Raw genomic sequence first — 13,195 nt, forward strand, 5'->3', positions numbered from 1 at the left:
CTTTTTCAAAGAACGTTTCTTCAATTGCCCTTGCTATATCTACGTCCTGCGCACCAACTCAACTAACGGTTTCCTCGGCAGACGTCTCCTTTATCACACAGCGTTCCCCTGCCTTGCGTACCGCCCGAATAATGCCACCATAGCCGGTACAACGACACAGATTCCCGCACAACCCCGTTTCAATCTGTTCTTGAGAAGGCTCAGGATGTGCATCCAGTAATGCTTTGGTTGAGATCACCATGCCCGGAGTACAGTAGCCGCACTGGAAGCCACCTTCCTCCACAAAAGCTTGTTGAATCGGATGCAGGGTGCCTTTCTCCTCGCCATGCAGACCTTCAATGGTCATAATGTCACTGCCTTCACATTGATAAGCCATGACAAGACAGGAATTCACGGGCTCTCCATCCATTAGAACCATACATGAGCCGCAGCGACCAACTTCGCAGGATACTTTGGTACCCGTCAGTTGCAAATGAGTCCGAAGCACATCGACAAGTCGGGTCGTTTGCGCAATCTCCAGATGTTTATGTTCACCATTCACAACGGCTGTCCAGTGATTCTCAAGTGGCTTATTCATGATGGACTCACTCCTTCCTGCAAAGGTACATTTAAAGGTCTGACCAGTTGTTCCCTCGGTACAGGAAGACGGTTAATCCATACGCCTGTCGCCTGATGTATTGCAGCAGTAATGGCTGGCGCAAGCGCTACGGAACCAATCTCACCGATCCCCCTCGGTCCAAACGCATCCCCTTCGGGTAAGTCTTCAATAGCTTCAACCTCCAGATTGGTATGAATATCCTGAATGGTTGGGATCAGATACGTGTCGAGGTTAGTGGTTACATAACGGCTGTCCTGCATGACCGCATCCTCGGTCAATGTGAATCCCAGCGCCATGACACTCCCGCCTTCAATCTGTCCGATATAGCCCATAGGGTTGATAACTGGACCTGCCGCAACAACATGGCGCGTATCCAGCAGCTTGGTTTCTCCGGTCAATGTATTTACTTCCACCTCTGCCGCAACCGCTGCATACGTATACAAATAATGCCCGCCTACCACGTTGTCTGGCGTAGTTGGGTAATCAAACTTTGTATCGAAAATCCATTCATCGGCTTCGCCCTGCGTTGCGAGTTCAGCATACGAAACCACAAAGCCTGATGAGACACTCTCTTTCACCAGGTGTTGAGATAAACCTAAATAACTTTCAGCAGTTTGATCACTTTCATTCCCTATAGCAGACGTTTGTTTTACGCCTTCCAGGGCCAATGTTACTTCCTTCTCACTCTTTCCTGTCCCTTGCACATCTGTTTCTACTTCTGAAGTTTCGGCAGGAAGCTGGCCTTTGCGCCATATTCCCCCAGGCCCTGTCACCAGTTCATCTGCCGGAACGCCGGACATTTCAGACGCGACATCGAGAACACGGGAACGAAACGGAGTCTGCAAGCGTTGAAGAGCCATCCATGCCATCGTTGTTGAACGTGAAGCTGTGCTTGATCCGCTGTGAGGCACACGATCCGTATCTCCAATGATGATACTGAGATCCGATGTACTGCATTGGAATAGATCACATAACATAATTTCCAGCGTTGCAATGAGCCCCTGACCGAATTCCTCGTAGCTGAACGCCACCTCAATCTTGCCTTCGTTATTCAGGGCCAGACGGCCTCCCGCAGGGTCTGGAATGCCGTAACCCAGCCCTGCACCGTGCATGGCAATCGCTGCTCCCACACCGCGCTTGATCCACGGCGGCAAAGTAGGATCTGTCGGGGGATGCTGATGTTTTTGCCACAGTTCGGAGCGATCCAAAGCCTCCCATACTTGGGACAGTCCATCCGTAACCAGAATGCGTTGATTCAAAGGTCCGGGATCATTCTTTTCCCTCATATTACGCCTGCGGAACTCCCAAGGGTCCATGTTCATGATCTCTGCAAGCCGATCCATCTGGCCTTCCATGGCAAAAATCGCCTGGTTCCCACCAAATCCGCGAAACTCACCCGACAATCCATTATTCGTATACACAGACACACCTTCCACATCCACATTCGGAATGGCGTATGGTCCAAGGCAATGTTCGGTACAGAAGTTCAGCACGGGTGCACCCAGGGTGGCATACGCTCCCGTATCTGCTGTAATACGGACACGATGCGCTTGTATGATACCTTCTCGACTCATACCGGTCTGCATTTCAATCTTCATTGGGTGACGTTTCAGCCCTGCACGTACGGATTCTTTACGAGAATTATGCATTTTCACAGGACGTCCGCATTTCAAGGCCAGCAGTGCACCATAAGGCTGTACATTTAGTTCATCTTTTCCGCCAAATGAACCACCAATCGGTGAAGACACCACCCGAATGTCTTCTTCAGGACAGCCAATAATGCGCGCAAGCTGCATCCGATCTTTATAGCCATGTTGCGTTGCCGCGTATACATTCAGCCTTCCCTCTTCATCCGGGACAAACAGGCCACCTTCTGTCTCCATGTACGCATGCATCTGACGAGGCGTATAATACGTCTCTGTCACGATATGATCACACGTGGCAAAGGCTTGCTCGGCGTCTCCACGTTTGATTTCCGTCCGATGCAGCACATTACCTGGTCCATGCTCATGCAGCTCTGGTGCTCCGGGAGCCAAGGCAGCGTCTGTACTATTCAGCGGAGTGAGTTCCTCATACTCTACGCGAATCGCGTCCAGCGCAAGTGCCGCACGTTCCGGAGAATCCGCAGCAACCGCTGCAATGGCGTCACCGACATAACGTACAATATCCTCACAAAACACAGGCTGATCCGGGGTCGCTATGCCAAAACGATTCAGACCAGGCACATCTTTGGAGGTCAAAACCGCATAGACACCTTCCAACGCCTCAGCTTCCGAAGTATCTATAGACAGTATACGAGCATAAGGATATTCGCTTCGCAATACTCTGCCATGAATCATGTCAGGTAGCGTCATATCCGTCAGATATTGAAGCTGACCTGTTACTTTGGGTGCCCCATCTGGCCGCAGGTGCCAGCGTTTCCCGCTCTGTTTCCGATTCAGCAGCATGATCCCTCTCCCCCTTTGTTTGATCCCATTCATCTATTCGTGAAGTGCCTGCCATAGCCCGGCGCCCAGCATGTTGCCTGCGGTCTGCTTACGATAATGTTCCGTTGCAAATGCATCGCCATACGTCGTAAATTCGTCAGCCACAGCAGTTGCGAGAGTCGCCGCTTGCATGACAGAAGCTTCGCTACCAAGAAGCTGTTGTTCCGACTCCAGAAGTCGCATCGCCATGCCTGAGCCCCCGCCTGCAGCAATCGCAATCTTGGTCCAGCGATGATCCGAATCAATTTCACCGTATAACGCAACAGTCACCAGCGATGCACTGAACGTCTCCCGTCGACCCAACTTGCGGTAAAAGGAAACTTCTCGTGCAGCAGGCTTGTGCCCACTGTCCACATCAAGCAGAGAGGACGGTCTCATCGGGATATGAATCGAGATTAATACGTCCCCTGGATTACGGCTGCCATCCCGTCCACCCTGAAGCCAGGAAGACACACTGCGGGTCTCGATTCCGCTATCCGTCAACCAGTGCAACTTTGCATCATATACAAGCAAAGCAGTCAGTGTATCACCCACTCCGGACACAATGTTCCCGCCAATGGTTGCCACATTTCGAATGGAAGGGGCAGCAATTGCATTCACCGCTTCTTGCAGAATCGGCAGTTGACGCAGCAACGTTTGTGCAGCACATTCCTTTAATCGGGTCATTGCGCCAATGACGATCTCATCTCCACGAGTAGATATACCACTCATTTCAGGAATACGAGCCAGGCTAATCATGTGTTCAGGCGCTGGAACCAAGCCGCCCTCCCACTGGGTTCGCAGCAATGTTCCGCCTGCCGTGAAACAACAAATTTCCTTCAGTCTACTTCTTAACGTTTGCAGTTCTTGCAGATTCTCAGGCTGCCATACCGATGGAATGGCTCCAGAACCGTATGCCGGTGTTACCATCGCTGCATCCCCTTTCTCTCTCTTCCTTGGGCAGGAAATTCAACCGTCTGATCAGATAATTCTTCAAATCATATGAGAGTTCAGCAGCAACGTCAATTACCTTCACATCGTTTTGGATAAATGTATAAAACCTGTGTTCCATTTGTGCTTGATGCATCATGATCTATCGAAAACTAACGTAAACTCTCTTTCCCCATGCGTGAAAAGAAGACAAACAGGCCAACCAGACTGCCAGGTTGACCTGATCATATAATTAAATTATTCATAGTCATTAATCTTCTCCTGTTATATAGTCTGCCTGCCCCGATTCATATACATGATTCAAAATGCGTTCCAATTCCGGTTCTGTATCCGCGTCCCAGAAACTCGTCTCAGACAGTGGTACATGTACTCCTGAATAATTAGCGCTGCGCATAATCTTGCGTGCCCCCTCATCTCCATGCAGAGACAACAGAGGACCGAACATATGGGAGCGAAAAGCAACGGGCGGCTTGCCTCCCTCACCGTCGGTAGCTGCGACATAGTCACTCAGCTTGTGGGTAGCCAGTGCTGTGGTCACCCGATTAATATCCTGCGCTTTTAATAAAGGCTGATCCCCCAGCAACATGAGAATGCCCTCCGGTTTGTACTCCATGGCCGACAACACGCCAGAATGAAGAGAATTCGCCATACCAAAAGCATAGTCTGCACAGACAACAATTCGAAGTCTCGCTGTGGGATGATAGGCATAAGTGGCAGAATCAATCCATTTTACAGGCAGCCATGCCAACGAATCTTCCGGTTTGACCACACAGACCACTTGATCCAGCTCCGAATTCAGCGCAGCTTCCAGTGACCATGCAGCCAGTGACCTCCCGTCTGGCATGACAACCGAGAGTTTATCCCGACCAAGGCGACAACTCTTACCTGCTGCCAGAACTATGCCCGTCATTCGCATGTGCAACGCTTCCCTTCTGCCCCACCTCGGAACTCAAGGAAGAAACCTTATGTTTACATGCGATCAATTCCGCTGCAATGCTGATGGCGATCTGTTCGGGACCGTCCGCCCCGATGCTCAAACCAACGGGAGAATGTACATATTTCAACGGTGGTAAACCATCCAGCAGACGGGCTGTTCGTGTTTTGGAACCCATGATCCCAAGATACGCATACTCACAGTCCACTAACATCTCCAACAGTTCACGTTCGCGGGGGAAGTTGTGACTCATCAATATCAAATAATCCCCTTTGGTTACCTTTAACAGAGGCATGATCTCACATGGGAAACCCAGTACGAGTTCGGTTTCAGGGAATCGTTCCGAAGTGCATAAGGACTCTCGCCAATCAGCTACCACTACACGGAATCCTGCGGACCGGGCGAGTCTGGCAACAGGAAAAACATCATTTCCGGCTCCGATGATAATCAGGCGAGGTTTAGGCGTGTACAGCGAAGTCAGTTGTTGCGGAAGGCCCCAGGGATTCGTTGAAACCGTGTTGTTTGTCGCTATTTCAGCATCAACATCAGAGATATGTTGTGAATCACCGGACGGAGGGGAAGAGTGAGATCCGTTTGACGCAGCAGGTACCCTTTCAGGCACAAGCGTAAGGCGAGGTATATCGCGAGAATGTTGTGTTAATGCCATATGTTCATGCTTGATATTCCCACTGCTGTGTTGTACATCAACCTGCAATGAAGTTAGATTATAATATGCCACACGATCATGAGGGGGGACGAGCGAAGGACGCAAGACTGGCTGGTGCCCTTTTTCCGTAGGCTCAATCCGTTTCCATCCATATTGAACCCTTGTGTAATCATCTTGGAACGTTCGGGTTAACGCTGTTGCAGCGCCGGATTGCAAACACTCATGCATCTTCTGCAACGTAGATCGGAGTTCACCACACACTGGTTCAAGCAACACAACAACGAGTCCGCCGCAGCCAATCGTCTCCCCCCAGGACAGATCATCCTCGGGACGCATGTCGTACTCCGCGAATTCCATCTGGTTTGTATCCAGCACATGGCTCACCCGGGCCTGAAGATCACTCTCCAGGCATCCCGGACTGATACTGCCATACATTTGGCCCTCCTCGGTCAACAGCATAGAGACTCCCTGCTTACGGTAAGCATGACCCTCTACCTTGATCGCTGTTGCGAGCACACAGCGCATTTCACGGGCTGCGATTGTACACAGATCATGCATTTCCATATCGGTCTCCATCCTTTCTGAATTGCATACGTTTCCTTCGATCAGATGCGCTTCATCAATCTCGCAATGCTTTTATCCGACTCACGCAGCACAATACCACGATCAATTGTCTGAATCTTGCGATTCTTTAGTACAATGCTGCCATCGATAATTACGGTGTCCACACAACTACGTGTTGCGGAATAGACCACGCGTGAATAGACATCCGTCTCATAAGAAGGGTACGTGTGAAAATCATCCAGATCCAGCAGTAACATATCTGCCTTTTTGCCCACTTCGAGACTGCCAATTTCCTTCGACAAGCCGAGCACCTCCGCACCACCCATGGTAGCCATGCGCAATACGGTCCGGGCATCCATCACCGTTGGACCATGAGGAATCTTCTGCATCAGCGCTGTGAGGCGCATCTCCTGAAACATATCCAGATTGTTGTTACACGCCGCACCATCAGCCCCGATCCCAACCGCGATCTGACGATTCAGCAGATCCGGAATATCCGCTACTCCGGAGGAAAGCTTCATATTCGATCCAGGACAGTGAGTGACTTTGACTCCGCGCTTGCGGATGATCTCTTTCTCTTCCTCACTCAGCCATACACAGTGGGCCAGCACCAATCTTGGGGTAGCCAGACCAATATGATCGAGGTATACGATGTTACGCATTCCGCGTTCGTGTTCTACCAGTTCGATCTCTCCGCGATTCTCGGAGGCATGGGTGTGGACTTTGACATGATATTTATTGGACAGGTCGCGTACCTCTATCAGCAATTCTTCGGTACACGATACAACAAAGCGTGGACAGAACGCATATTGAATGCGACCTCCGCCAAACCCGTTCCATTTCTCCAGCAGATCCACACTCTGTTGCAGCGAAGTTGCTGTATTCTCACGCAGAGGTTCCGGAACCTCGTCTCCATGATCCATCATCACCTTGCCGGAGATGACCCGGATGCCGCTCTGTGCCATCGCCTGAAACGCCGAGTCCGTGTGATGTACCGTCTCCATATCCAGAATCGTCGTGGTTCCGCTGGAGATCAATTCGCCAAGTCCGAGCATTGCTGAATAATACACGGACTCCTCATCATGCGCTGCTTCCAGCGGCCAGATCCGTTGACGGAGCCAATCCATCAGTTCCAGATCGTCCGCACGTCCACGGAACAAGGTTTGACACAGATGAATATGCGTCTGGATGAAGCCCGGTAGCAGCACTTTGCCGCGAGCATCAATGACCTGGTCAGCCTGAACATCGATATGCGTTGCAATCTCCTTGATTTTGTTATCCTCGATCAATAGATCTCCAATGAACACTTCTTCCTCTGCATTCATCGTCACAAGCTGTGCGCCTTTCAGCAGGATCGTTCCCATGCCAATCTCCCCTATCTGTGTCTGTCTATATCGTTCAACTCGCTGTTATCGTGTAGTTATCCAGTTGAAATTACAACTGTTCATGTAGCTGTTACCATCCAATAGCTATACCATCGCCTCTGGGGTCTGCCGCGCCACTAATCATGCCGTCCTCACGAATGACAATGCCTTGCGACTGTCCCATAATACCGTCCCAAGGTGCTCTCGCTTCAACGTTATGTCCCCACTGGGCAAGGGTTGCACATACATCATCATGATATCGGTTCTCCACACGCATCGTATCGCCTTCTTCGCCCCAGGTACGTCCGTACACCCAACGCGGCAAGCTGATTGCTTCCTGAATGTTCAGCCCGTAATCAAGCACTCCGGTAAGTACCGATAATTGTGTCTGCGGCTGGCCTTCTCCCCCCTGTGTACCCACGAGCATATATGGTTTGCCATCTCGTGTAACAAGGCCCGGCATGAGCGTGTGGAATGAGCGTTTGTTGGGTTCCAGAACGTTGGCATCCCTCGGGTCTAAGGAGAAAAACGACCCCCGGTTCTGCATGATAACCCCCGTATCCCCTGGGACATAGGCTGCACCGAAGTCAAAATACAGGCTTTGAATGAAGGAAACGGCATTGCCTTCGCTATCAACAACCGCTGCATACGCCGTGTCCTGACCTATCGTTTTGGACAAAAACGGCTGTGCCACAGGTGGAGCAGACTGAATCTCATTCCACAATTGGTCTCCGTAATCCTTGGATAACAGATGTTCCAGCGGAATGTCTCTGAAATCCGGGTCCGTCAGATATTGGTCACGATCACGAAACGCCTTTTTTACCACTTCCGCCATCAGATGATAAAATTCCGGTGAGGTACGTGCTACAGAGGACAGATCCGTATGCTCCAGCATATTTAACATCATCAGCATCGAGAATCCCTGCGAGTTTGGCGGCATCTGATAAACTTCATAGCCACGATACCCCGTACTGACCGGTTTCACCCACTCTCCACGATGCCCTGCAAAGTCCGCTGGTGCAAGCATGCCCCCATCCTCACGAATAGCCGAAGTCAGACGATCCGCAAGTTCTCCTGTATAAAAAGTATCTCGCCCTTCCGTCTGAATCAGACGAATGGAGGCAGCAAGATCAGGCTGGATCAGCAGCTCACCTTCCTGCAAAAGTGTACCCAAAGGCGCAAATACCGCTCGCAGCGGTGTATGCCCCATGATGAAATCTTCATCCCTTTCCATCCACAGTCGGAGATTCCGGGATACAGGGCATCCTTTTTCTGCATACTGCGCAGCAGGTTCAAGCAGTTGCTCCCACGGTAACTTACCGTACCGGGACCAAACTTCCCACCAGGCATCAACCATTCCCGGAACCGTGATGGCACTAAGTACACCGCGCTGAGGAATAGCACTCATACCCATCGCTTTGAACGTTTCCGCATGAATGCCTGCGGCTGAGCGGCCACTTCCGTTATAGGCGTTAATCTCACCACTGGCTCCGTCATGAATCAGGAAGAAGGCATCCCCTCCAAGTCCGGTCATATGCGGATATACCACACCCAGTGCTGCACTGACCGCAACAGCAGCGTCATAAGCATTCCCACCCAGCTGGAGGATGGAGCTTCCCACTGCACTCGCCAGATAATGAGGAGTAGTAACCATGACCTCTCTGGAGATTGGCATCTGATTTAACATAAAGCGCCCTCCTTCCCTGCATACACATCCAATGCCGCCTGCACTGCTTCACCGGCTGGTAATACGTAACGATGACGGAGAAGAACAGCTTCCAGCGCTCCCAGCACATGAAGTACATTCTTGCGTTGGCAGCTGAATCCCATTGTACCGATCCGCCAGATTTGCCCTTTCAACGGGCCAAATGAACTGGCAATCTCAATGCTGAAATCGTTTAGCAACATGCTGCGCACCGACTCACCATCAATCCCTTCCGGAATAGTAATACAGGTGACCACCGGAAGTTTACTGGACATATCCCCGTACAGTTGCAGTCCCATTCCCTGTATTCCAGCGACCAACGCACGTTCATTCACCAGATGTCTCTGGAACCTGGCCTCCAATCCTTCTTGCAGCAGAATACGTAATCCTTCGTGAAGACCGTAGAGCATGGAGGTGGCTTCTGTATGGTGGTTCAGCCTGGCCGAACTCCAGTAATCCTGCAATTGGCTCAGGTCAAAATAATTGCTGGCAATGGTGCGGCCTTCTGCCCGCGCACTGGTTGCGTCTCGGAGTCCGCGTTCAACGGTTTTGCGGCTCATCAGCTTCTGTTCCACACGACTGTTGTACGTGAGAGGTGCCATCCCTGAAGGAACGGACAGGCATTTCTGCGTTCCGCCCATCACCGCATCCAGATACCAGGCATCCGTCTCCACCGGCGTCCCGCCAATGGTTGCTACAGCATCCACAACGAGTAAAATATCAAGGTCGCGACAGGCTTTGCCAATCTCGGCAAGGGGCTGCATCTGACCGGTGGAAGTCTCACCATGAACCATCGCAACCAGACTCGGTTTATGGGCATGGATCGCCTTGATCACCTCTTCCGGATCAAATACCGTTCCCCATTCCGTTTCAAAAAAAACGACCTCTGCACCACAGCGTTCCGAGATTTCAACCAGCAGATGTCCGAATCGTCCGTAGATCGGGACGAGAACTTTGTCACCGGGCTGGATCAGACTGACCAACACAGCTTCAATGCCTGAACGCGATGTGCCATCGACTGGATAACACCACTCGTTATCTGTCATATATAACTCACGCAGCATCGCCATCGTCTCGTTCATCAAGGACGTGAACTCCGGGTCAAACTGCCCGAGGATCGGAAAGGATAATGCTCTGAGTACGCGTGGATCAACCTCAACGGGGCCCGGGGTCATAATGGTCCGCAAGGACGGAGATAACTCTTTATAGTTGGACATCTGCATTCAACTCCCGTAACCGTATTTATAGAGTAGCCGGACCAGAACCCGAAAACCGTGCAGCAGGTCAGCTTCAGCTGTATATTCAAGTGGATTATGACTGATACCGTCCTGACTCGGCACAAAAATCATGGCTGTCGGACAAGCTGGCTGAAAAATCTGCGAATCATGTCCCGCTCCGCTTGGCATTAGCCAATAGGACAACTGCTCCTGCTCACAGGTATCTTGGATGTCTGAGATCATCTGCGCGTTCATGGGAATGGGTGTGACGGATAGATGCTCTTCCCAATCCAATCCGAGCTGCTGCTCGGCTGCGATACGACTAAATGCCTGGAGCATATCCTCCCAGCAGCGATCAATACTCTCCTGCCGGATATGGCGGATATCCAGTGAAAACACCGCCCGCGCTGCAACCACATTCCCAACACCCGGATCGGCTGTGATTCGCCCAACCGTGGCTACCAGCGGTTCTCCTGCTTCCAATGCGACATTCCTTACGGCAGTAATCATCTCAGCTGCTCCAGCAAGTGCATCTTTGCGCCAGGACATTGGCGTTGTTCCGGCGTGATTTGCTTCTCCGCTGACGGTGATACTGAAACGCTTCTGACCTACAATATCGGATACAACGCCAATCGAATGTCCGAGACGTTCCAGAACCTGACCTTGCTCAATGTGAAGCTCAATAAAGGCACCATATTTTTTTGCGGCCGGTCTATATGCACTATCGGGTCCAAAGCCCGCATCGCGGATCGCTTGTGCAAAGGTAACGCCGTCTTGATCCTTCAGATGCTCTACATCTTGCAGAGACGTTATTCCTGTTATACTGCGTGAACCCCAATATGCAAAAGGGAATCGACTTCCCTCTTCTTCGCATAACGATACCACTTGAAGTGTGCGCTTCGGTGCTCCAAAATGCTTCTGCAAATACTCCAAAGCAAGGACACCCCCCACCACACCGTAAGCACCATCATATTTGCCACCATACACCACGGTATCGATATGTGATCCGGTCACGATTGGTAATTCTTCAGTACCAGTCGCTGATCCCTTACCCTCGCCCTCCAGTGTGCCATACAGATTACCGGACTGGTCGAACTCGGGAGACAGCCCTTTTTCCTGCATTTTGGCAGCAAGGGCACCTTGTGCTTCACACCAAGCCGAGTCATACAACAGCCGTGTGACGCCGCCCTGTGCATCCGCACCATATGTCGACAGCCAGTCAAGCATGGCTTGCAGCTCCACCTGTTCCACATTTGGCAAAGGAAGCGGTGCGTTATTGGTACCGGATGACCGGTATACTCCAGACTCCGTCATGGTGTCTCCTCCGTTCCCGCTTCGATGGGACTAGAAGAATAAGCCGCAATGTGTTGCCCGATAGGCACAGGAGATAACCCGGATTCCGAGTTGTAGACGCGCTGCCCACGACAAAATACGTCTGCAATCTGACACTTAAAGGTACGTCCCACATAAGGGCTCTGTTTATGCGTGTAGAGCAGATCTTCCGTGTTCAGGGTCGTGCTCTTACCCCAGTCAATCAGAACCAGATCTGCATCCATGCCAATTGCAATCTCCCCTTTATTCTCCAGACCAAGCCTTCTGGCAGGCTGCAGAGAGAGCACTCTTCCGAGCAACGGAAGGTCGATATTTCGCTGAAGATGTCCTTCCTCCAGCATGATTAGCAGTGTGCTTTGTGCCCCGGATATGCCGCCCCAGATTTCAAAGAAGTTATCCGATTGTTTCATGGATGGTGGGCAAGGAGAATGGTCTGAGGCGATAACATCAATCAATCCTGAAGTCAGTGCATCCCATAACTGCTCCTGTTCGGAAGAGCTGCGCAGAGGTGGAGCGCATTTTGCTACAGCACCCAATCGGACCACATCCTTCTCGGTCAGCGTCAGATAATGAGGACATGTCTCTGAAGTTACGTTTTGCCCACGCCGTTTGGCTGCTGCAATCAGATCCAGCGCTTCCCGGGTGCTGATATGCACAAAATGCAGCGCACACCCGGTCTGTTCGCCGTATTTCAACGCTCGGGCAACAGCGACGACTTCAGCATCCACAGGACGAGACCGGATATAATCCATCGGTTCCGTCTTTCCCTCTGCGATGCTTCTCGTAGCAAGTTCGGCAACGATGCCTTCGTCCTCTGCATGAAGTGCCAGCACACGGTTTAATGTTGCAAGTTCTTTCATCCCGTCCAGCAGGGTATGGTCATCAGCTCTGGTAAAGATGTCTTCCCCATCTCCACCCGGCTCGGACATAAATGCCTTGAATCCCGCAGCCCCCAGCCGTGCCAGTGGAGCAAGTTCATCCCGGTTGCCGGGAACCAAACCTCCCCAGAAGGCATAATCAACATAGGATTGGTCGGCAGCTGCTTTCTTTTTCATCTCCCATACTTCCGGCCTTGTGGTTGGCGGTACGCCGTTAAGCGGCATATCGACATAGGTTGTGATTCCCCCTGCGGCAAGTGCTGCCGAACCCGATCGGAATCCCTCCCAACTGGCGAGTCCGGGTTCATTGAAGTGTACATGAATGTCCACAACACCAGGCATCACTGTAAGCCCCTCAGCTTCTATGATCCAAGTCGCTTCACCAGCAGTCAGCCGCTTGGACAGTTCCGTTATTTTCTCACCCGTAATGCCAATATCCAGTTGCTCTACCCGATCTCTCAGCACCACCCGGGCCCCCCGGATGATAGTATCAAATGTTGTCATGTGGATGACCCTCCCC

The 13,195-nt window shown here is 51.4% G+C and carries 11 protein-coding genes; all 11 read right to left on the reverse strand.

Going from position 1 to position 13,195, the window contains the following annotated elements:
• Positions 1–58 precede the first annotated feature (58 nt).
• Complete coding sequence (locus ACETMN_RS17885; protein WP_091019510.1) at positions 59–577, reverse strand: (2Fe-2S)-binding protein; 519 nt, start codon at positions 575–577, stop codon at positions 59–61.
• Positions 574–3,045, reverse strand: a complete 2,472-nt coding sequence (locus ACETMN_RS17890) for a molybdopterin cofactor-binding domain-containing protein (RefSeq protein ID WP_091019512.1) — start codon at positions 3,043–3,045, stop codon at positions 574–576. The genes ACETMN_RS17885 and ACETMN_RS17890 overlap by 4 nt, the downstream gene beginning before the upstream one ends.
• Before the next feature lie 33 nt (positions 3,046–3,078).
• On the reverse strand, positions 3,079–3,993 hold the full coding sequence (locus ACETMN_RS17895) for an FAD binding domain-containing protein (RefSeq protein ID WP_091019513.1): 915 nt from the start codon (positions 3,991–3,993) through the stop codon (positions 3,079–3,081).
• Positions 3,941–4,153, reverse strand: coding sequence for a hypothetical protein (locus ACETMN_RS17900; protein WP_192131160.1), 213 nt, complete (start codon positions 4,151–4,153; stop codon positions 3,941–3,943). The genes ACETMN_RS17895 and ACETMN_RS17900 overlap by 53 nt, the downstream gene beginning before the upstream one ends.
• Before the next feature lie 111 nt (positions 4,154–4,264).
• Positions 4,265–4,924: an NTP transferase domain-containing protein gene (locus tag ACETMN_RS17905; RefSeq protein ID WP_192131158.1), complete on the reverse strand. Its 660-nt coding sequence runs from the start codon at positions 4,922–4,924 to the stop codon at positions 4,265–4,267.
• Positions 4,896–6,179, reverse strand: coding sequence for an XdhC family protein (locus tag ACETMN_RS17910; protein WP_091019516.1), 1,284 nt, complete (start codon positions 6,177–6,179; stop codon positions 4,896–4,898). Before ACETMN_RS17910 ends, ACETMN_RS17905 begins: the two co-directional genes overlap by 29 nt.
• 41 nt (positions 6,180–6,220) lie before the next feature.
• Complete coding sequence (locus ACETMN_RS17915) at positions 6,221–7,543, reverse strand: 5'-deoxyadenosine deaminase (RefSeq protein WP_091019519.1); 1,323 nt, start codon at positions 7,541–7,543, stop codon at positions 6,221–6,223.
• A gap of 91 nt (positions 7,544–7,634) precedes the next feature.
• On the reverse strand, positions 7,635–9,230 hold the full coding sequence (gene ggt, locus ACETMN_RS17920; RefSeq protein ID WP_091019520.1) for a gamma-glutamyltransferase: 1,596 nt from the start codon (positions 9,228–9,230) through the stop codon (positions 7,635–7,637).
• Complete coding sequence (locus ACETMN_RS17925; protein WP_091019521.1) at positions 9,224–10,465, reverse strand: pyridoxal-phosphate-dependent aminotransferase family protein; 1,242 nt, start codon at positions 10,463–10,465, stop codon at positions 9,224–9,226. Before ACETMN_RS17925 ends, ggt begins: the two co-directional genes overlap by 7 nt.
• 6 nt (positions 10,466–10,471) lie before the next feature.
• Positions 10,472–11,779, reverse strand: coding sequence for a M20 family metallo-hydrolase (locus tag ACETMN_RS17930; protein ID WP_091019522.1), 1,308 nt, complete (start codon positions 11,777–11,779; stop codon positions 10,472–10,474).
• Positions 11,776–13,179, reverse strand: coding sequence for an allantoinase AllB (gene allB / locus ACETMN_RS17935; RefSeq protein WP_091019524.1), 1,404 nt, complete (start codon positions 13,177–13,179; stop codon positions 11,776–11,778). Before allB ends, ACETMN_RS17930 begins: the two co-directional genes overlap by 4 nt.
• Positions 13,180–13,195: the final 16 nt, after the last annotated feature.

The organism is Paenibacillus sp. M2, from assembly GCF_046713495.1.
GTDB classification, from domain to species: domain Bacteria; phylum Bacillota; class Bacilli; order Paenibacillales; family Paenibacillaceae; genus Paenibacillus; species Paenibacillus amylolyticus_B.